The sequence below is a fragment of the Halomonas sp. FeN2 genome, assembly GCF_020595105.1.
Lineage (GTDB): Bacteria > Pseudomonadota > Gammaproteobacteria > Pseudomonadales > Halomonadaceae > Vreelandella > Vreelandella neptunia.
Genome location: NZ_CP074200.1, coordinates 3672824 through 3693793 on the forward strand (window position 1 = coordinate 3672824; position 20970 = coordinate 3693793).

Annotated in this window: 19 protein-coding genes; 5 read left to right on the forward strand and 14 right to left on the reverse strand. The window is 50.5% G+C overall.

Features of this window, described 5'->3' with window-relative positions; genetic code table 11:
- From KF947_RS16855 to KF947_RS16865, 3 genes are all read right to left on the reverse strand, one after another.
- Nucleotides 1-1299, reverse strand: coding sequence for a TRAP transporter large permease (locus KF947_RS16855; protein WP_227404568.1), 1299 nt, complete (start codon nucleotides 1297-1299; stop codon nucleotides 1-3).
- Nucleotides 1296-1787 (reverse strand): TRAP transporter small permease, encoded by a 492-nt coding sequence (locus KF947_RS16860; protein ID WP_227404569.1) that lies wholly within the window; start codon nucleotides 1785-1787, stop codon nucleotides 1296-1298. Before KF947_RS16860 ends, KF947_RS16855 begins: the two co-directional genes overlap by 4 nt.
- Before the next feature lie 113 nt (nucleotides 1788-1900).
- Nucleotides 1901-2641: an oligogalacturonate-specific porin KdgM family protein gene (locus tag KF947_RS16865; protein ID WP_227404570.1), complete on the reverse strand. Its 741-nt coding sequence runs from the start codon at nucleotides 2639-2641 to the stop codon at nucleotides 1901-1903.
- 265 nt (nucleotides 2642-2906) lie between these two features.
- On the opposite strand from KF947_RS16865, the gene kdgR reads away from it, so the two are divergent.
- Nucleotides 2907-3716, forward strand: a complete 810-nt coding sequence (gene kdgR, locus KF947_RS16870) for a DNA-binding transcriptional regulator KdgR (RefSeq protein ID WP_227404571.1) — start codon at nucleotides 2907-2909, stop codon at nucleotides 3714-3716.
- 90 nt (nucleotides 3717-3806) lie between these two features.
- On the opposite strand, the gene kduD is transcribed toward kdgR, so the two are convergent.
- From kduD to KF947_RS16890, 4 genes are all read right to left on the reverse strand, one after another.
- Nucleotides 3807-4568, reverse strand: a complete 762-nt coding sequence (kduD, locus tag KF947_RS16875) for a 2-dehydro-3-deoxy-D-gluconate 5-dehydrogenase KduD (RefSeq protein WP_227404572.1) — start codon at nucleotides 4566-4568, stop codon at nucleotides 3807-3809.
- Nucleotides 4569-4584: 16 nt separating this feature from the next.
- Nucleotides 4585-5421, reverse strand: coding sequence for a 5-dehydro-4-deoxy-D-glucuronate isomerase (gene kduI / locus KF947_RS16880; protein WP_227404573.1), 837 nt, complete (start codon nucleotides 5419-5421; stop codon nucleotides 4585-4587).
- A gap of 175 nt (nucleotides 5422-5596) precedes the next feature.
- Nucleotides 5597-5845: a hypothetical protein gene (locus tag KF947_RS16885; protein ID WP_227404574.1), complete on the reverse strand. Its 249-nt coding sequence runs from the start codon at nucleotides 5843-5845 to the stop codon at nucleotides 5597-5599.
- A gap of 313 nt (nucleotides 5846-6158) precedes the next feature.
- Complete coding sequence (locus KF947_RS16890) at nucleotides 6159-6872, reverse strand: response regulator transcription factor (RefSeq protein ID WP_227404575.1); 714 nt, start codon at nucleotides 6870-6872, stop codon at nucleotides 6159-6161.
- A gap of 169 nt (nucleotides 6873-7041) precedes the next feature.
- Between KF947_RS16890 and KF947_RS16895 the strand changes: the two genes are divergently transcribed.
- Both KF947_RS16895 and KF947_RS16900 read left to right on the forward strand, forming a co-directional pair.
- Nucleotides 7042-7557 carry a molybdopterin-dependent oxidoreductase gene (locus KF947_RS16895; protein WP_166650359.1) on the forward strand — a complete coding sequence of 172 codons (516 nt, stop codon included), beginning with the start codon at nucleotides 7042-7044 and terminating at the stop codon, nucleotides 7555-7557.
- An 18-nt stretch (nucleotides 7558-7575) separates the two neighbouring features.
- Nucleotides 7576-9819, forward strand: a complete 2244-nt coding sequence (locus KF947_RS16900; protein WP_227404576.1) for an ATP-binding protein — start codon at nucleotides 7576-7578, stop codon at nucleotides 9817-9819.
- Here KF947_RS16900 and KF947_RS16905 read toward each other — a convergent pair.
- The 6 genes from KF947_RS16905 to KF947_RS16930 all read right to left on the reverse strand — a co-directional run bounded on the left by KF947_RS16905 (nucleotide 9783) and on the right by KF947_RS16930 (nucleotide 17729).
- Entirely contained in the window at nucleotides 9783-10991 is a 1209-nt protein-coding gene (locus tag KF947_RS16905) for an EAL domain-containing response regulator (RefSeq protein ID WP_227404577.1), read from the reverse strand. The two genes, KF947_RS16900 and KF947_RS16905, sit on opposite strands and share 37 nt — an antisense overlap.
- 143 nt (nucleotides 10992-11134) lie before the next feature.
- The gene (locus KF947_RS16910; RefSeq protein ID WP_227404578.1) at nucleotides 11135-12811 is read right to left on the reverse strand and encodes a methyl-accepting chemotaxis protein; all 1677 of its coding nucleotides are present in this window, start codon (nucleotides 12809-12811) and stop codon (nucleotides 11135-11137) included.
- Nucleotides 12812-12976: 165 nt separating this feature from the next.
- Nucleotides 12977-14845, reverse strand: a complete 1869-nt coding sequence (locus KF947_RS16915) for an ABC transporter ATP-binding protein (protein ID WP_227404579.1) — start codon at nucleotides 14843-14845, stop codon at nucleotides 12977-12979.
- Nucleotides 14846-14973: 128 nt separating this feature from the next.
- Nucleotides 14974-16581, reverse strand: a complete 1608-nt coding sequence (locus KF947_RS16920) for a gamma-glutamyltransferase family protein (protein WP_227404580.1) — start codon at nucleotides 16579-16581, stop codon at nucleotides 14974-14976.
- A 51-nt stretch (nucleotides 16582-16632) separates the two neighbouring features.
- The gene (locus KF947_RS16925) at nucleotides 16633-17163 is read right to left on the reverse strand and encodes a chromate transporter (RefSeq protein WP_227404581.1); all 531 of its coding nucleotides are present in this window, start codon (nucleotides 17161-17163) and stop codon (nucleotides 16633-16635) included.
- Entirely contained in the window at nucleotides 17160-17729 is a 570-nt protein-coding gene (locus KF947_RS16930; protein ID WP_227404582.1) for a chromate transporter, read from the reverse strand. The genes KF947_RS16925 and KF947_RS16930 overlap by 4 nt, the downstream gene beginning before the upstream one ends.
- 178 nt (nucleotides 17730-17907) lie before the next feature.
- On the opposite strand from KF947_RS16930, the gene KF947_RS16935 reads away from it, so the two are divergent.
- A complete protein-coding gene (locus KF947_RS16935) occupies nucleotides 17908-18603 on the forward strand; it encodes a GntR family transcriptional regulator (RefSeq protein WP_227404583.1) in 696 nt (231 codons plus the stop codon).
- 75 nt (nucleotides 18604-18678) lie between these two features.
- Nucleotides 18679-19248: a DUF1415 domain-containing protein gene (locus KF947_RS16940; RefSeq protein WP_227404584.1), complete on the forward strand. Its 570-nt coding sequence runs from the start codon at nucleotides 18679-18681 to the stop codon at nucleotides 19246-19248.
- Here the strand turns inward: KF947_RS16940 and KF947_RS16945 are convergent.
- Nucleotides 19245-20900, reverse strand: a complete 1656-nt coding sequence (locus KF947_RS16945; protein ID WP_227404585.1) for a sensor domain-containing diguanylate cyclase — start codon at nucleotides 20898-20900, stop codon at nucleotides 19245-19247. The genes KF947_RS16940 and KF947_RS16945 overlap by 4 nt on opposite strands.
- Nucleotides 20901-20970 lie beyond the last annotated feature (70 nt).

A 20970-nucleotide genomic window follows, 5' to 3' on the forward strand; every position in this document is an offset into this window, starting at 1 on the left:
TTAAAGGCCCATGAGTCTGGGTAGGAATAGCGTTATTTGTGGGATGTAGGTGATCAAAAGCAGCGTAAACATAATGATAATATAAAAAGGTAATAGTGGGAGAAGCAAGTTTTCAACCTTCTCTTTTGCTATGCCAGCGCCTACAAATAAACCGGTTCCAACAGGCGGGGTAATGGTACCAATACAAAGATTGAATACCATCACGATCCCAAAATGGACGGGATCAAGCCCTATCTGATTAGTGATGGGCAATAGTATTGGTGTGAAAATCAAGATGGCTGGACCGATATCCATGAAACAGCCGATAGCTAACAGCATCACAGTGATGACTAGCAATACAATGACAGGGTTGTCAGACAGTCCAAGAATAATGCTGCTTAAGGCAGAGGGCAGCCCGGTAATCGACATGGCGAATGACATTGCAGCAGAGGCTGCTAGCAAAAACATAATAACACCCGTCGTTTCAAGTGCTTTTATAAGCGCTGCCTGAAACATCGAAAAATTAATAGTTCTATAAAAGCAGATAGTTAGCAGCATCGTATATATAACTGAAATAGCAGATGCTTCTACGGCTGTGAAAACGCCAAGTACGATCCCACCAATAATGATTACAATCAAAAACAGGCTTGGAAGGGCATCTGTTATTACCTTCCACACTGATGAGTTCCGTAAATCAATTTTTGTGGTGTAGCCACGAGACTTCGCCGTCATATAGGCAACTAGCATACAGCCTAGCCCCCACAAGCAGCCAGCGACCAAGCCGCCAGCAAAGAGCGCTGAAATAGATGTACCTCCGCTTGCTAGCGCGTAAAGGATGAAAGCAGTAGTTGGGGGGATCAGCATACCCGTTGGAGCGGAAGCGATATTGGCAGCTGCAGAAAAAGGGCGACTATAGCCTTCCTTTTCACTCATGGGCACCATCACACCACCGATGGAGGTAGAGGCAGCAATCGCGGATCCGGAAATAGCACCAAACATCATATTACCCATGATATTGGTATGTGCTAGCGAGCCAGGGATCCGGCCGCTGAACAACTTGGCAAAGTTAACCAATCTTAAAGCGATCCCCCCATGATTCATCAAAACCCCGGAAAGAATAAAAAAGGGTACCGCCAAAAGTGTAAAGCTATCCAAGCTTGATACCATTTTTTGAGCAGTCGTGAAAATAGCAATTTCAGGCGGTAGGGCTATCAGTATGGTTGCCATTGAAGAGACAGCAATACAAATGCCAATCGGCACGCCAATGATAAGCAGGCCAAGAAATGCTGCTATTAATATAATGCCAGCATCTAACATCATGACGCCTGACTCCTGGTTAAAAATATATTTTTATAAATAAGGCAGCAATTATTAAGGCAGTAAACAATAATAATTGCTCCAGATACAGGAAGTGATAGGTAGAGAAGACCTTTGGGTATATTAAGCATTGGGTAAATTTGGCTCATGCTATTTGAGGTCGCTTGCATGCCTCCATAAATAAGTACTACGGCAGAGAATCCAATAAATAAAAACTCCATTAAAAAGTCGCAGCCAATTTTCCATTTTCCTGTTAATTTGTCGGTGAGTAACGTTAAGCTGACATGCTCTCGTTGCCCGGTAACGTAAGCAATTGCTAGCATTGATAACCATACCAGTGAGAATCTGAGCAGGGCTTCTGATATCGTGCTAGGTGTGTTGAGTACATAACGAGCTATTACTTGCCAACTAGCGACACCCACCATCGATATAAAAAGTAGGCAGCATGTGAGCTTTAATATTTTGTCCATGGCGGCGTGTATTGTTAGCATTGTAATTTCTCTCTTAGCTTTAAGTGCTTTTTGTTTGCTAATTAGCTATCAGTTTGCCTAGTCCAGAGATGATAGTTGGTAGGAGAAATTAATTCCTCCTACCTTTTTATACACTAAAATTTATACTGATAACCAATTAGAAAAGAACTGTTACGTTGCCCAGGATCCATGCCAGCATCTGAGCTATTGCGATCTCTATGAACATACCCGCCGAAGATAGTGTTATTAGCGTTCAAGCTATTGAAGACAAGGAATTCATGTTCTACGTAGTCGCGGTCGCCAGTGCCGAAGTTTGGAGAGCTGCTTTCATGTTTGAAATGGTAATGGGGATTGTAAAGCAGCATCCAGTCGTCATTTACGTTATAGGTAGCATATAGATCGATCCGCCCCGCACGGCTTTCTATCGCAGTTTCATGACTAGTGTCATGTTCGTAACGGTATCGTCCTGCTAATCCCCAGCCATCTCCTTTGTAGCCTATCCTCAATCCTGCAAGGGCTCGAGTTACGTTAGATCTGAATTTTGCTCCAACCTGCGGTGTCAAAGACCATTGATTTTGTTGGTCTAGCTGAAACGAAGGAAAAGAGTAATTAACGAATGCTTCATCGTGTTTTGGCCAGCCGCTTTCATGGACGCCATCTTGCCAGAACCAAGATTTTTCGAACATTAACGATGAGGAGTCTTCAAATATCCGGGTGATTGCAATTTTTGGAAGCGTTAAAGCATGGTCATTGGTGGTTTGCTCCAGCTTCATGGTCAGAATGTTTTCTGCCGACCATGCGGTGCTAGAAAGCGTCAGTGCAGTACAGGTTGCCGCTATGCCTGTTACCCATTTCCCCTGGCGAAATATAGTCATATTTTCTCCGTTGTTAGTGTTATTAGATAGTGTCCGATCCCGTGGCGAATCCAAACGTATTACTGACAATTCCATTTAATGGCCCGCGGGTTCGTATTAAATGTATCAGCGTATCTTTAAAATTGAAACGCCGTTTCTTTTATACTTTGGTCGAGTTTTTGTTTGATTATGATCGGGCCGCTCATGTTTGAAGATGGCAATTAGATGTTTTTTGATGTAAATTCAGACCAATAGTCCAATTTTTATGAAACGAGGTATGAGATATATGGTCGCTTCGCAAAAGCCCGATAATGTGGCAGCCGTCATGAAGGTGTTCGCTATTCTTGAGGGGCTGGCTGAGCAGCCGAGCATAGGCCTTTCTGAGCTTTCGCAGCGATCTTTTACTTCCAAAAGCACGGCGTATCGCTTTCTGCAAACCATGAAAGAGCTAGGCTATGTGGTGCAGGAAGAGGAGACGGAAAAATATGCCCTTACGCTGAAGCTATTTGAACTGGGAGGGGCGGCTCTCGAAAACGTAGATATGATCCAGCTGGCGAATACTGAAATGCGGGCGCTGTCTGAAAATACTCATGAGGCTATTCATTTAGGTGCCCTGGATGAAGATGGGCAGCATATAGTGTATCTGCATAAATATGATTCCCATTTCAACCTGTGCATGAATTCACGTATTGGCAGACGCAGCCCTGTTTACTCAACGGCCATGGGTAAAACCTTATTAGCGTGGATAGATGAAAGTAAAGCACGCCAGATTCTTGAAACTACAGAGTTCATAGCACGTACTCCACATACGCTGACTAGCACTGAAGCTGTCATGAATGAATTGCCTGAAATTCGTAGAACGGGTGTTGCTGAAGATCGAGAAGAGGCTGAATTAGGGGTACGCTGCCTTTCAGTGCCTGTATTTGATAGGTTTGGCAAGGCGGTGGCGGCGCTGAGCTTGTCTTTCCCTATTGTCCGTTATGATGAACAAAAACGTGACGAGTACGTCCAGCTACTGTTTAAGGCTGGGCAGCGTGTTTCTTCTGGACTGGGTTTTCATGAGTACAAATTTGCTGACCCGTTAGACGCTTCTTAAATTTAGAATGTGGGGCTCAGAGCATCTAGCCTCAAAATAAGTAGGCGCCGACTTAATAGTGGGCGCCTTTTGTTTGAAGAAAAACTGTGGCTAACGGGCAAGCCAACCGCCATCGACAGCCAGAGTATGACCGTGTACATAATTGGATGCGTTAGAGGCAAGAAACACCGCAGCACCAGCAAGATCTTCGGGCGCTCCCCATTGTCCAGCTGGAATACGTTTTAGAATCTCCTTACTGCGCTCTGGGTCATTTCTTAACGCTTCCGTATTGTTCGTAGCCATATAACCAGGGGCAATAGCATTAACGTTTATGCCTAGATGAGCCCACTCATTTGCCATTAGCCGAGTAAGACCTAGTACACCACTTTTTGAGGCGGTGTAGGATGGCACCCGTATGCCGCCCTGAAAAGATAGCATTGATGCTATGTTGATAATCTTTCCTCGGCCTTGGCGATTAATGCAGGCTCGAGCGAAGGCTTGTGAAAGAAAGAACAGGCTCTTGAGATTCACGTCTAGAACATCGTCCCAGTCTTTCTCAGTAAACTCCAATGCATCAGCGCGGCGTATAATGCCAGCGTTATTGATTAAGATGTCAGCAGTGCCAAATTGCTGCTCGGTTTTGTGCATGATCTCAGCGATAGGCGTGGTACACCCCAAGTCGGCTTCAATCGCCAGGAATTGCACTCCCATTGCTTCGACGCGTTGCTGGGTTTCTGCAGGTGAACGTCGATTAACTCCAACAATATTACAGCCCGCCTCCGCGAGCCCTAAGGCCATACCTTGGCCAAGTCCAGTATTGCAGCCGGTTATAATGGCTGTTTTGCCACTTAGATTGAATAAAGCATTACTCATTATGGCTCCTTGTACGTTAGCGCAGGTCATCCATCGCAATATGATCCATATCGGAGAAAGTCTGGTTTTCACCCGCCATTGCCCAGATAAACGTATATCTACCTGTGCCAACACCCGTATGAACAGACCAACTAGGTGAAAGGGCCACCTGTCGGTTGCGGACGATCAAGTGTCGCGTTTCTTGTGGCTCGCCCATCATATGGAAGACCACGCTATCATCAGCCATATCGAAATAGAGGTATGCCTCCATACGACGCTCATGGGTGTGGCAAGGCATGGTATTCCAGAGACTGCCTTCTTCCAGACGCGTCATGCCCATGAGTAACTGGCAGGTTGGCAGCACGTCGGGTACCAAGTATTTATAAATGGTGCGCTCGTTACTATTCGCGGCATTGCCTAGTGTTTGGGGGGATGCTTCATCTAGCGTGACTTTGCGTGTGGGGTAAGTCTGATGGGCTGGGGTGCAGCAGATATAAAAAGCGGCAGGATTGGAAGTGTTAGTGCTTTCAAACTGCACTTCACGGCCTCCCTTTCCAATATAAAGTGCTTCATGGGTATTCACAGAATGCTGCGTACCATCCACGGTAATCTTCCCAGGCCCACCGATATTAATAGTACCGAGCTCTCGGCGCTCGAGGAAATAATCGGTGCCTGTATGCTTGCACATGGACGTAGATATAGGGACGGGCTGGTCGACCGGAATTACACCACCAACGATGAGCCTATCAAGGTGGCTATATACCAGCGTCAACTGATTTTTTACGAATAACTCTTCGATTAAGAATTGGTCGCGAAGCCCTTGGGTGTCTAGTTGCTTCGCATGTTCACTGTGGATAGCTTGCCGAAATTCCATAGATACTCCGAATCGATGTTCTCTAAAAAAAGAAATGACGGTTCAAAATAACAAGACCTCTATTTTTTTTCAATGCCAAGAACCAGACTGGCTCTTGGCTGGCACGTAAAAATGAGCGTTTGTGGGATTTATAAAGTGAAAAGGCCCCGGCCACTTCCTGTGGCCGGGGCGTTGGCTATGCCAAACTACTCCCGCAGTGTGGACATTTTTCGTGGGCGTCGCGGGTTTCAGCTTGATGGCGTTGGTTGCGTTGACTTGGTTCCTCTACGCCGTGAATGGATATCAGCTGGCCCTGCTCCCAGCGTAAGCCGATATCTTTTAACAGGTGCGGGTCATGAAAGCGCGGGTCTTCGTACAGACGGCGCTGAGTGCGCGAGTGTTGTAGGGCGTTGAGTAGTTTGCGGGTAATCGTTGCTACTGCCATAGGGCGGTCTCCTGGGTTAGGAGGCCGGGCAACATCGCGATCAGGCAGTAAGTATCAAATGTAACGATAAAACAACATGGCCGCGACACCTGCCGCGGCCAATTTCCTCTCTACATCTCTGGCGCGCGACAATAATTAGCCGATACCGCATTATTGATAATGCGATGCAGCTTATTCATTCGGGTCGCGGGGATTTGCCAGCGCATGATGAGGTCTCTGAAAAGTCTTACTTTAAGAACGTCTCGTTAATAAAACCAAACTGCCTTTACAAGGCAGCTCTTATCTTTTAACCGATGCTTATATGAGCGTCAACCTATTCGGCGACTTGTCGTAGGTGGGATGTTTGGCAAGTCTCCATGCGATACCCTGATTGGTAAACGCTGCGTAGACGCAGGCCATGACGGCCATCCAGCTCCAGCTTGCGGCGTAGGCGGCTAACGTGGGTGTCAACGGTACGCGTCGAAACATCCCCTTTAATACCCCATACCAGCTCTAGTAAGTGGGCACGGGTAATGAGCTCACCAATTTTTGAGAAGAAGAGGGTGGCTAACCGATACTCTCGCTCGGTTAAATCAATGGCGTTGCCCGCGACGCTGATATAGTGCTCTTCGGTGTGCAGTGTAAAGGTCTCAGGGCAAGTCGATGCTGGGCGCGGTGTGGCATACCCTGACCGTCTACCTAATGCGCTTACCCTGGCAATGAGCTCACTGGGGCGAAGGGGTTTGGCAAGAAAATCGTCTGCGCCCTGTTCGAGTGCTTTAACGACGTCGTCTTCGCCTTGGCTGGCGGTAATAAATAAAATTGGGCCACGCCAACTGTCGTGTTGGCGCAGGTGGGCAACGACATCCATGCCGTCGCTGTCGGGGAGTCGCCAGTCGATAATCAGCAGGTCAAAGGTGTGCTGCTGCGTCGCGCGGCGAAGCTCGCTGGAGCGACTAAACAGCGAAACTTGGTGTTCTGCCGTAAGTAGACACTGCTCAATAAAAGCCTGCTGGTCGAGGTCATCTTCAAGTACGCCAATATGCATGCTGATTTCCCGTATTATCGTCTTATAAATGTCACACCCGTCGAAGCGGCAAACTCATACGTTAAGTTTAGTTGATGATGATGCGTTGACACAAAGGTTCACAGTTTATCCGCAGACGGCCGATATATACTCATCGCACTATTAATCGCTAATACCGAGGTGCAGCCCAATGCGTCGTTCTTTGGTTCTTAAATTCAGGGAGGGCATCGTCGCGTTGGGTATGGCCTTGCTGTCATCCCAGGCTATTGCCTTGGAAGTACCTGAAGGCCCGGTGATATTGGTAGTGAGTGGAAAGGTTGGGCAGACTAATGTCGGTGACGAAGCCCATTTTGATAAAGCGATGTTAGAAAGCTTAGGGCAGCACGAAACGATTACGCGTACGCCCTGGCACGACGGCGTGATTGGCTTCTCTGGCCCCTTGGTGCGAACTATTCTGGAAACCGTCGATGCTGAGGGGGAGGATATTCGTGTAGTAGCGTTGAATGAGTACGCCGCGACAGTGCCCATCAGTAATTTTGAGAATTACGATGTCATTCTTGCCATGCAGGCAAACGGTAAAGCGCTGCGAATTCGCGACCAGGGACCGCTGTTTGTCATTTACCCTTTTGACCAGCATCCCGAGCTGCTAGATGAAGAGATATTTTCGCGCTCTGTGTGGCAGGTGGCGCGCATCGACGTTGAATAAAATAATCGGACAATTGCCATGCTGGCCTTATTGAAGTTCTATTTTTCCCGCAGCACCAGGGTCGCTACATTCTCAGCGATCCTTTTTTTTCTTTCAGCGCTAACCACCGGCGGGGTTATTTATAACCGTCAGCATGCGTTGGAGAACCGCCTGCTCGAAAACTTATTATGGGCCGGGTATCAGTTTGATCGAGAGGTGCGCGAATTGCGCCTCTCGCTATTCGAAACGAGTGCAGGGAACGCTACGGTTGATGACGTGTTGCTGCGTTTTGAAATTCTCTTCAGCCGACAGTCACTTTTTTTTCAAGGTGAAATAGGAAAAATCGTGGCGAAACTTGAGGATATTGAGGCGGTCATTAAACAAACTCAAATCCGTATTTTAGAGATGGATACCCTACTCGAAACGGTTTGGGACAGCCCTACCCAGTTAAATAGCGAGTTAACGGCTACCCTCCTACAGCAAACGGCGGAGCTACAGCAACTCACCGGTAACATTTTGATCGAAACCAACGCCCATGTTTCCCATCTACATAGTGAAGAACACCGCGCATTGACGCGTCTCTACGGATTGGTGCTGTTGCTTATTGTCCTGTTAATGTTTTCTGGTGGCATGCTGGTTCGTGCGCTGATTCTGGAAAGCCGTTCAAGTGATCACAAGGCACAAGCATTAGAAGCCAAGGGAAAAGAGCTGAACGAGGCCGCCAAGCAAGCAGAGAAAGCGAGCTTGGCAAAATCTGAGTTTATGGCGGTGATGAGCCATGAAATTAGAACCCCATTAAATGGCGTCGTAGGTATGGCGGATTTGTTAAGCGAGGAGGTTAAAACAACAAGTGCGAAGACTTATCTCGCGGCGCTTAAGCGCAGTGCAGAGAGCCTACGCGCGGTGATCAACGATATTCTCGACTACACCAAAATTGAGTCGGGTCGCCTCGACCTGAATATCCAGCCTTTTGATCTTCACCAATGCATTGACCAGCTTTGTGAAAGCTACGCTCTTCGCGAACCGAAGGCGAAGGTCACCTTTAGTTATGCTATCGACCCGGCGCTGCCCCGCTATGTGTTGGGAGACATCGCGCGGCTACGCCAAGTCATGATGAACTTAATCAATAATGCCTTGAAGTTCACGGAAGAGGGGTTCGTTAAGTGCCAGGTAAAACCACTTGGAGACGATAATATTTTAGTGGAGGTGCACGATACTGGCTGTGGTATCACGGAAGCGGATCAAGCGCAGCTCTTCTCGGCGTTCTCCCAAGTGGATACCTCCATGGCGCGTCGTCATGAAGGCACCGGGCTTGGGCTCGCAATCTGTAAGCGCTTGGTCGATGCCATGCAGGGCGAGATAGGTGTTAATAGCCAGCAGGGACTCGGCAGTCGATTCTGGTTCACCGTCAGCCTACCGGAAACCGAACCTTTGACCATTTACCAAAGCGGTGAACACCCGCCAGCAATGCCCCCCCATCACCATATCTTGGTGGTAGAAGATAATCCGCTAAATCAAACGGTGGCACGCGTCATGCTTGAGCGCCTTGGTCAGCAGGTAACAGTTGCAGATAACGGTCAGGAGGCGCTCGATCAGTTGAAAGCTGACCATGGTCGATTTGATTTGGTGTTAATGGATATGCAGATGCCCAAGCTGGATGGCACGGAAACCACCCAACGCTGGCGTGATTATGAAACTGTGCATCAACTGCCCAAGCTGCCCATAGTGGCGATGACCGCCAATGTGATGCCTGAGCACCGCGAGCGCTGCATGCAAAGCGGTATGGACGATATGATCCATAAGCCTTTTACCCGCGATGAGTTGCATCAGGTGATCTGCCGCTATCTCTCAAACGACGAAAGCGTTGATTCTGACAGCATTCGCGCTGCTGCTGCTCCTGCTAAAAAAACTGAATCGCTGGGCGATAGCGCTGGGGCAGTGCAAGTACTCGATAAGCGTCTCTGCGAAGAGCTGCAAAGTACCTTTGAACCCAAGGCACTGGATGCGCTGCTAACCACGTTTTTAAAACGGTTTGGTGAGCGTATCGCTCGCCTGAATGCCTACTGGCAGTTAGAGGATCGACAGGCCTTGTGCCAAGAAGCCCATTCACTAAAAGGAGCCGCTTCCTCTCTAGGCTGTGCCGCGATTGCTGAGCAAGCAAGCCAATTGGAGCAAGCAGCGCTAAAAGCTCCACTTAGCGAATTGACCGTCTATCTGGAGCGTTTAGTTGCTCTTGAGGCCATTACTCAGCTGGCTTTGGAGCAAGAAAGTATGCTCGTTTGATGGGTTGTTGGTGCGGAAGGTGAGTATTCGCGCAACCAAGTGTTGAAAGCATCCGCGGTCAACGGATGAGAGATACAGTAGCCTTGTCCAACCGTGCATCCAGCTTCAACAAGCTGGGTGAACTGTGCCGATGTTTCGATGCCTTCGGCGACTACAGTCAGCGCCAGGCGTTTGCCTAAGTCGATAATCGACTCTGTTATTACCAGTGCTTCTTTGTCCTGATCGATCAGTGAGACAAAGCTGCGGTCAATTTTGAGCTCGCTGAAAGGCAACCGATAGAGCTGTGTCAGCGAAGAGTGACCGGTACCAAAATCATCTAGCGCCAGTTTGCAGCCCCGTTGTCGCAATGCTTTGAGCACGTAGCAAGCGTAACCCAAACACTCAACCCCCGCCGTTTCAGTGAGTTCCAGGGTGATCTTGCTAATAACAGCATGATGCTCTTGGGTGAGTCGATCAAATGCTTCGAGTACGCCTTCTGCTTGAATAAAGGCCGCCGGTATATTAATTGAGACGTTTAAATCCCACCCTAGTGACAGCCATTGGGCTTGCTGCTTGATGGCAAGCTCAATAACGTACCAAGTGAGTGGAAGCATCAGGCCGTTTTGCTCTGCTAGAGGAATAAAACTGTCGGGGTATAGCACGCCGCGTTGAGGGTCTTGCCAGCGTACCAGCGCTTCAACGCCAATAACCTGACCGTGTTGTGTGCCTTGCTGGAGGTTTATTTGGGGTTGAAAAGCTAGAAATAGCTGTTGTTCACGTATGGCCTTCGCCAATTCATCGCCCGTAGGCGTTTTGGGCGCTTTTTTTAATGGCCCAAGGAATGTCGCTAGGCCGGTGAGCAGCTTGGATTTAGATAGGAAACCGAGCATTTTCAAGCCTTTTGCTTCACCTGCTGCAAGAGCATGCGCGGCAGTTTCTTCCGTGCAACTACTAATTAATAAAATTGAAGCGTTTAAGCGTAAATCATACAGATATTCCAGAATATCAAGGCTGGTAAACTCACCTAGCCCGATATCAAGCAAGATCAGCTCGACATTGAGCAGGTCAGGTTGGCGCACCAGCTCGCCAAAACTACTTGCCGTCATCACCTGATAACCGTGTTGGCGTAATAGCATTCTGCCCAAGAGTTGGACGTTACAATCATCATCAATAATTAAAGCATCAGACAGCATACGCGTACCTTTGACGATTACGATGAGCGGCTGTGGTTAGACAAAGCGCTTGCTGAAATGGATACACATTATATAAGCCGGTAATAAAACTTCCTTGGGCTCAGCGTAAGTCCAAGGAAGCATAGAAAACTAAAGGAGGTTGCTTAGAACGACTCCCACTCAGGTTGCTGTGAGCTTGGCATACGACGCGGGGCAGCAGGCGTAGGCGAGGGCTTCTTCATCGTAGAGGCAAGAGCTGGTTTGACAAGAGCAGGTTGCTCACTAGCATTGCTGAGTTTGAATGCGCCCACTAGCACGCCCAGCCGGTCAGCTTGCTCCCTTAGCTCCGCCGCCGCAGCGCTGGACTCTTCCACCATGGAGGCATTGTGTTGGGTCATGCTATCCAGTTCGTTGACCGCGTCGTTGACTTGGCCAATACCCACACTCTGCTCCTTAGCTCCGGCGCTAATTTCAGCTATTACGTCGGCCACACGCTCGATGCTTTTTACCATCTCCTGCATGGTGGCTCCGGTTTGTTTCACTTGGTCAACGCCCGCCTTTGTGCGGCTTAACGACGTATTGATCAGAGTGGCAATGTTTTTGGATGCATCACTGGAGCGGCTGGCTAATATCCGAACCTCTTGGGCGACCACTGCAAAGCCTCGGCCATGCTCACCCGCGCGGGCGGCTTCTACCGACGCGTTCAGCGCCAGGATGTTGGTTTGAAAAGCGATGCTATCAATTAGGCTGACAATGTTACTGATTTCAGAGGAAGAGTCGTTGATCGTATCCATGGTCTGCTCAACGCTGTGCATGGAGTGCAAGCCCTGCTGAGCGAGGTCGCGGGTTGAAAGTGCCAGCTGGTCAGCTTGCTGGGCAGAGTCAGAGGCGTTGTTGACCACCGCCGCAATTTCCTCCATTGAAGCAGAGGTCTGCTGTAAATTCGCGGCAGCTTGTTCTGTGCGTGTTGCAAGCTCCTGACTGCCTTTAGCAATTTCATTCGAGGCATGCTGTAGACTAATAGTACTGCTGCTAACTGACTGTAGCGTATCGTCAATACGTTTAATGAAGGCGTCGAACTGTTGTGCTAACTCACCAATTTCATCACGGCGTTGGCTCTCAATCCGCGCGGTTAAATCGCCATCACCTTCGGTGATCTCCTTAATACGCCCACTGATTTGACGGATAGCCCGCGACATCATTAGTGGCCCTAATAGTGCAATAAGGGTTGCCGCTATAAAAATGATTAAAGCAATGATGATAGTAGAGGTTTGCTGTACTTTGATTCTATCAACAACGGCTGCTTCTGCTTGATTAATAGCCGTGTCAATATTCATTCCTGATACATCATATACATCGCGTAAAGCATTAAAGTTATCTAGTGATGAGCCGGAAAGCATTGTGAATGCTGCAGCGCTATTGCCGCTTTGATGCAACTCAAACACACGTGTTGCCTCTTGTTGCCAATCGCTATACAGCGTTTCAAAGTTGGCTAGTTGTGCGGTTAACTCTGGGTAGTCCTGCATATATTCGGCATAGCCCTGCATACGATCATAAGCTTGCTGTGAATTCTCTTCGAATTCGGCAATTAGCGCCGATGCACGCTCTGTGCCTGGGTCTGCTAACAGATACTCGATCTCAGCTACCCGGGCTTGGTACAGGTCTCTATCGGCATTGAGTACGGTGGAGCTAGCAGGAATATAATTTTTAATGAAAGTGTCTAAACGACCCTTCACCATATTAACGAGTAGCGCATCGGCTATCACGATAGCCAGTAGTGCTAAGGCAACGCTAATAAACGCAAGAGCATACTTAACTTTTATCTGATGAAGACGGTTCATATGTGCCACTCCTGTAGTGTCAAACCATGAGAGCACATTACCTTTAAAGTATTAGAGAGGTCGATAGCCTTGTAACGCTTGTGACTTTTGTTCACGTTCCAGATTTTAATTAGCGTTGTAACGATTTAATCATAATTGTAATAAGAATTGTTTATGTTTAAGTGGTTATTTATAACCTGCTGCTTGTAGTTGGAATAGTTTTGCATAACGGCCGGCCATGGCAAGGAGCTCTTCATGGGTGCCACGTTCAATAATATGTCCTTGATCAATAACTAGAATGAGATCAGCGCTGCGCACTGTGGAAAAACGATGGGAGATCAATATCGCCATTTTATCGCGGCTGTGTTCGCGAAAGCGGGCGAATATTTCGGCTTCTGCAGCTGCATCCATGGCGGCGGTGGGTTCATCCAGCACCAATATGTCAGCGTTTTCGCGCATATAAGCTCTTGAGAGGGCAATTTTTTGCCACTGGCCGCCGGAGAGCTCCTGGCCATTTTTAAACCAACGGCCAAGCTGGGTTTTGTAGCCGCTAGCCATGCGGGTAATAAACTCATCCGCCATACCGTGACGAGCGGCGTTCTGCCAACGTTCTTGGTCGTTAAAGGCATGGGTATCGCCGACGCCCAGGTTTTCGCCCACCTGCAACTGATAGCGCACGAAGTCCTGAAAAATCACGCCGGTGCGCTCACGTAGCGCCTGAGTGCTCCAATCCCGCAGATCGCTACCATCTAAAAGAATTCGGCCTTGAGTTGGGTGATAGAGTCGCGTGAGTAGCTTGATCAGAGTGGTCTTGCCCGAGCCGTTTTCACCTACTAAAGCCAGGCTCTGTCCAGGGCAGAGGTGCAGCGATATATCGTGGAGAACCGGCTCTTGGAGAGAAGCGTCGCCGCCAGGGTAGGAGAAGCTAACGTGTTCAAAGCGTAGCCCGTCTCCGGGCAGTGCACCCTGAGTGAGTGTGCCGTTCTCTTCCTCCACTGGTTGTTCCAGATACTCATAAAGATTGGAGAGGTAAAGGTTGTCCTCATACATGCCGCTGATCGCGGTCAGGCTGGCGGAGAGCGCGGCCTGTCCCTGCTTGAAGACCATCAGGTACATGGTCATCTGGCCGAGGGTAAGCGCCCCGGCAATCGTTTCAATGACCACCCAGGCGTAGGCGGCATAAAAGGTTAAGGTGCCAAGCAAGCCGAGCAGAAACCCCCAGCTCTCTCTGCGCAGCGTTAAGCGCCTGTCCTCAGCAAACAGCTGGGTAAAAATATCCCGGTAGCGCTTAAGAAAGAGTCCTTCAAGGCCAAACAGCTTGACCTCTTTAATGCTGTCTTCCCGTGCCAGCACCGTCTCTAAATAGATCTGCATACGGGTTTGCGGTGAGCGCCAACGAAACAGCCGAAAGGCATCGCCCGAGAATTTGGCCTCTGAAATAAATACCGGTAGGGCGCCTGCCACCAAAATCAGTAGCGCCCAAGGGGAGAACTGCACCAGCAGCACACCAAAGCTGCCCAGCGATATAGCGTTTTGCAGCAGGCCAAAGGTTTTATTCACCAGTGCAAGGGGGCGCGTAGACGCTTCACGCCGCGCTCGCGTGAGCTGGTCGTAAAGCTCTGAATCTTCAAACTGGCTAAGTGACAGTTGTCCCGCTTTCTCCAGAATCATCACATTGACCTTCTGTCCCAGCAGCGCACGCAGCAGTGACTGTTGGGCTGAGAGGCCGCGCTGGGCCAGGGCAATGAGCGCAATAATCACGGCTTCAATCCCCACCAGCGTTAGTACCGGTGTGATGGACGCTAGCAGGTCGGGATCTGAGGCTGCTTGATGAGACTCCATCGCACTTACCACCCCGTCCACAATCAGTTGGCCGACCCAGGCGGCCACGGCAGGCAGAACCCCCGCCACCAGCGTGCACAGCGCCAGCCCGAGCATCATCCAACGGGAGGTTTCCCAGACTAAGCCAAGTGCACGACGGCTATAGCGAAATACGCCAAAAAAGCCGCTTAGTGGTGAGGCGGAGGAGGTTTGAGAAGAGGGTGGCGGTGACATAGTGAAAAAGGCAAAACTCTAATAAAAAAGAGCAGCCATAATGCTGTGATTGAGAGGAGATAGCTAGCTAACAACCGCCGGTTGCCTTCAACGGCAACACGGCGGAGACGCAGTTCAGTGGTGAGCTGTTACCAGGGGAGCACAGCTCCATCGGTGCGTGGCTCGGTACCCCCTTGGAGTACACCGGTGTCAGGATCGCGCAGAATGATTTGGCCACGGCCAAAGCTGATTGAATCGGCGACTTTGACGATGTCGTGGCCGCGGCGTGCCAGGGCAAGCGCTAAGTGGTTGGGGAAGTCGGCTTCCACTTCGATGGTTTTGCCTTTGGTCCATTTCCAACGCGGCATATCCAGCGCCGCCTGAGGATTCAGTTGATCCTCAAGCATCGCTGTTACCACCTGTACATGGCCTTGGGGCTGCATATAGCCGCCCATCACGCCAAACGGCCCAACGGCTTGGTTATCTTTAGTAATAAAGCCTGGGATGATGGTGTGATAGGTGCGCTTGCCGGGGGCTAGCGCATTGGGGTGCTGGGGGTCGAGGGAGAACGACCAGCCACGGTTTTGTAGGCTAATACCGGTGCCAGGAACGACCATTCCCGAGCCAAAGCCTTTAAAATTACTTTGAATCAGCGACACCATATTGCCATCGTTGTCAGCCGTTGCCAGGTACACCGTGCCGCCCTTAATAGGGTTACCGTGGACGGGATCAACGGCCTGTTCGCCAATCAGTTCGGCACGCGATTTCAAATAATCATCGTTTAGCATCTGTGCAATGCTGGGGCGCATAGCGTCGAGGTCGGTGATATGAGCAAAGCCATCAACGTAGGCAAGTTTGGTGGCTTCAATACGACGGTGCAGCGTTTCGACTCGATCTCGCCCCTCTTCGCCTAGATGTTCCAACATGCCTAGGGCTTGCAGCACAATCATACCGCTCCCGTTGGGAGGAATTTCCCAAATATCATGGCCTTTGTAGCGCACGCTAATCGGGTCGACCCACTCTGGCTGGTAAGCTGCTAGGTCTTCTTTGCATAATAGGCCACCGTGTTCGCGGGAAAAGGCATCAATGGCCTCGGCCAGTTCGCCCTCATAGAATGCTTTGGCGCGGCTGTCAGCAATCGCTTTTAGGCTTTTCGCATGGCCTTCGGAGCGCCACAGCTCACCGGGCTCCGGCGCACGCCCTTCGGGAGCAAACGTATCAAACCAGGGTTTGAAAGAAGCCTCATCGTAAGCCGAGTAGGTGTTGAAGGCTTCTTTCCACATTTGATGAATGACGGGAGAAACCGGGAACCCTTCATCGGCCAGTGCAATCGCAGGCGCCAGCAACTCTGAGAACGGAAGTTTGCCGAAGCGCTCAGATAGCGCCGCCCAGGCAGCGGGCGCACCGGGTACCGTTACAGGAAGCATGCCGTGGTTGGGCATTGTGTCATGGCCGAGGGCTTTTAGCGCTTCAATGGTTGCCGCTTGTGGAGCAGGGCCACTGGCATTAAGGCCATGCAGTTTGCCATCGACCCACACAATGGCAAAGGCGTCGCTGCCGATCCCATTCGAGGTGGGCTCCACCACCGTTAATGCAGCTGCCGTGGCAATGGCTGCATCAATCGCATTGCCACCTTGCTGCAAAATGCTAATACCTACCTGCGCAGCTAGCGGTTGTGAGGTGGCGACCATGCCGCGTTTACCGAACGTTGCCATCCGGCGCGAGGCGCTGGGGTAATAGAGAGCATCCTGGTGCATGTGAATCCTTGCATTTTGGTTAGCGGTTTAAGACTCGGCTTATATTCACGCTCAACTGATGAAAAGTGCGCCATAAACCAGTGCGCCCATAACCACAAAGGCGGGGTGCGTTTTGAAGCGAATCAGTGCAATAGCGGCGACTATGCCAATGATCAGGGTGTGAATCGTGCCGCTGGTGTTAAGGCTCTCGAGCAGAAACCCCAAGGTCAGCCAGGCCATCATCATGGCGATGACAGGGCGCACCCACTGGCTCATGCGCTTAACCCGGGGGGAATCTCGGTGACGGTATAGCAATCCTAGCGCGCCTAACATCAACAGCAGGGTGGGGATCACGGTAGCGGCCACAGCGATGAAAGCGCCGCCAATGCCTGCTACTTCATAGCCTACATAGCCAGCCATTTTGGTGGCGATAGGGCTAGGCAGCGCGTTACCCAAGGCTAATGTTTCCGCGAAGGTTTGCGCGGTCATCCAGCCATACCGGCCAACCACTTCGGCTTCGATTAGTGGGATAATGGCTGGGCCGCCGCCATAGCCGATAATGTTTGGGATAAAAAACGCCAGGAAGAGATCCCAATAAATCATGTCGTCCTCTCCGCTTTTTTGTTACCGGCAGGGCGCAGGAGAGCGGCAATTAGAATGGCGCCAATCACCCAGCCAGGGTGAATGCCAAGCCAGTAGATCAGCCCGGCGGCAATGATGGCCATGGCTATACTGACCAGCCAGCCAAGGGCAGCCTGGGATTTATCAAAAAAGTCCCAGGTGAGTTGCGCCATCATCACCATGACGACGGGCACTACCGCTTGGCCCATACCGCGAATCCATGCCACATCGCGGTAACGGCTGAAAATGCCTAACATGACAATCATCGCCACAATCATTGGTACGATGATGGCAATTACGGCAGCGATACAGCCGACGACTCCACCTACACGATAGCCAATATAGCCGGGCATCTTGGTGGCAATGGGGCCAGGTAAGGTATTGCCAATTGCCAGCACATCGGCAAACTCTTCATCGGTTAGCCAGCGGTAGCGGGTGACGACCTCGGCGCGCACTAAGGGAATCATGGCGGGCCCACCACCGAAACCAAAGATGCCGACGCGGAAAAAGGCCCAGAATAGTTGCCAGGAGACAGTGGGTGGTTTCATGAATGCATATCCCGCAAAGTCGACGAGGAGATCAGAAGCATACCCAGACCTTATTTATCGTTTGTAGGTTAAAAAATCGATTATCTTGTCTAAAATAGAATATAGGTAGTGCCCGACCCAACGTCAACACTCAAAACAGAATGGACAGCGGGAGCTAAGGTAAACAAAGGACATCGTGATGAATAATTCTCTACCTACGTCAGCCAAGTCGCTAGGGCCAGTGGGGCCAGCGGGTACCGCATCAAGTCGCGTGTTTGATCATTTACGCAAGGATTTGGTGGGCGGGCGTTTTGTGGCCGGTGAAAAGCTCGCTATCAATGCGCTCAAAGAGCGCTATCAAGTCGGCTTGAGCCCGCTACGAGAAGCGCTCAATAGATTGGCAGCTTATGGGTTGCTGGTGCAGGAGAATCAGCGCGGCTTTCGGGTGCCGAAGTTGTCGCGGGATGAGCTGGACGATATTACCCAAATGCGTCTGGAAATGGAGGGGATGGCGCTAGAGCGAGCTATTGCTAACGGTGACTCGCTTTGGGAGGCTGATTTGCTTGCCGCCGCGCATCGCCTGAAACGAGCCGATATAACCCTGGATAAAGGCGAAGAGTGGGAGCATCTGCATACACAGTTTCACCGTACCCTGGTGGCGCCGTGTGGGTCAGTCTGGTTATTGCGTTTTATTGAGCAGTTACACGACCAGTTCGATCGCTACCGCCGTTTGGGGCCCAAAATGCCGATGATACGTCAAGAGCTGGACGAGCAGCATCATCAACTGGTGGAGCTGGCGCTACAGCGCGAGGCTAAAGCAGCACGTGAATTAATGGACGACCATATCCATAAATCCTATGAAGTCGCTCTGAAGCGCTACCAAGAGCATGTGTAGTTGGGTATGAACAGTTGGTAAACTGCTGCGCACAGTGTGTCGGTCATCGCCGACCAGATGAGTAAAGAGGGTGCTATGCACGCAGATAACCAACACGCAGATTACCGAGTAGCCGCGCAAACGCTGAACTGGGTGCGCACCTTCATTGTCGCCCACGACATTTGCCCGTTCGCTCAACGTGAGCTAGCGCGTGACACCATCCGCGTTGAAGTAGTGCGCTCCAAGAAGATCGAAGTGGCACTTGAGGAGCTGATGGTGGAAGTCCAGTGGCTGGATGAGCATCCAGAAACAGAAACGACGCTGCTGGTATTCCCAACGCTCTTTAAAAGCTTTGATTACTACCTGGATTTTGTTGAGCTGGCAGAAAGCATTTTTGTCGACCAGGGGTATGAAGGGGTCTATCAGCTCGCCACTTTTCATCCCGATTACTGCTTCGACGGTGCTGAGCTCGATGACGCCTCTAACTATACCAACCGCTCTCCCTACGCCATGGTGCATCTGTTGCGCGAAGAGAGCGTCGAAAAGGCGATCGAGTTTTACGGCGATACCGACGCGATACCTGAGCGCAATATCGCTAAGTTAACGGCGATGGGCAGTGCCGCCGCGGAGCAGCAGTTGCAGCACTGTTTTGACGTAAGCGACTAAGGCTTGTGAATCACGAGCTGATGTTTACCTTTGCTTTTAGCCGCATACAGAGCGCTATCTGCAAGTTTTAGCACCGTTTCAATATGCAGGCCGTGGTGCGGCCACCAAGCGGCGCCCAAACTACAGCCCACGTGGGCGCGTTTATTTTCGGGTAATAAAATCGGTTGGGCGATAGCCGTAAGTAAACGCCTACTCACTTCGTGGGTAAGCATTTCCAGGTACTCCTGCTTGGTTTTGAGCACCATTACGAATTCATCACCACCCAGGCGCGCCACAACATCGCCACTGCGCAAGGCGTTTTTCAGGCGCTGGGTGATCTCAATAAGTAGCAGATCCCCTGCATGGTGGCCCAGTTCATCGTTGACCCGTTTGAAACCATCCAGATCGATATACATGACCACCATGCTTTGCTGGTTTCTTTCCGCTTCCGGAATGGCCAACTGCAGGTATTGATTAAGAAAGGCGCGATTAGGAAGCCCCGTTAGCGGGTCGGTATTGGCTAGATCCTCTAAACGGTTGATCGTTTGACGTTGATCCAGTAGTCGGCTAACCATGTTACGCATAGAGGTCGATAGGCGCTTCATTTCTGGAGAGCCGTTTTCAAGAGGAATACAGTCGGCATGCTCGCCATCCTGTATTTGATCGGCGGCGCTGGCTAAGCGGGTGAGGGGAGTTACCATTCGAGAGGCAATCTTCCAACCAATCATTGCAAATAGCAGCGCCAGGAGAGTGCCGATGCCCATAATGGCTGTCTGCAGTTGCTCCACGGGGGCAAAGGCCGACGCAATGGGATTACGGGTAATCGCTATCCACCCCAATCCAGGAAAGTCCTCAAAGCCACTGCTGCGCGCATAGCCGGTGACAAATTGTTCGCCATTGGGCCAGGTTTCAATGGCCCATTGTGGCGATATATTGGTGGGGCCAGGTATGTGCCTAAGGCTGTCTAACGATTTTCCCATCAGCGCCTTTGGCCCTAGCAGTACGGTACCACCGGCTGAAAGGAGTAGTATTTCGTTATTTTGCCGCTTCTTCGCGGGCGAAAAAATGGATTGCTGGATATATTCGGCCCACTCCCAACTCAGGTGTACTGCCAGAACGCCCTGTAGTTCCTCGTTGCGGTCATATACCGGGGTCGCAATATCGACAAACTGGAGCTCTTCACCGCTAGGGTTAGGCAGCAGTTGAGCGAGTAGCACTGCCTCATGAACATCGCCTATCCAGAGCGACTCGCGTCCTTCAATAAACACGGGCCTTTGCGCGATTGAAACGCCTTCTAAAATTCCCCCAGTAGCTGCTTGAACAGTACCTTCGGGGTCAGTAAATCCGATCCACGACACAACGTTATAGTTGTCTTGTAAACGCTCCAGCTGTTCCCTCAGCGCGCTAGGGTTCGTATCAGTAGTGAGCGCCTGCATACCCAACAGTAGTTTTACCTCTTTTATGCGTGCGTCCATGTTGCGATCCAGCTTATCCACCATTTGGTAAGCTGCTTCTGAGGCGGCATTACCAATATTGGCTTCCATTTGCTGAGCCGACTCTCGCGACGCCACCCAGCCAAGTAGCAGAGTCGTGGCAAACACCAGTGTGGCAATCAAAGCGATAAACCGCGAGCGCAGCGAGAAGCGCGAGAACAACCAAGCATGCACAGACATAATTAGCCATCACCGATAAGGGGAGTTGCTTAATAGCGTATTGTGATTAGGTGAAGGAAAGTACCTTATC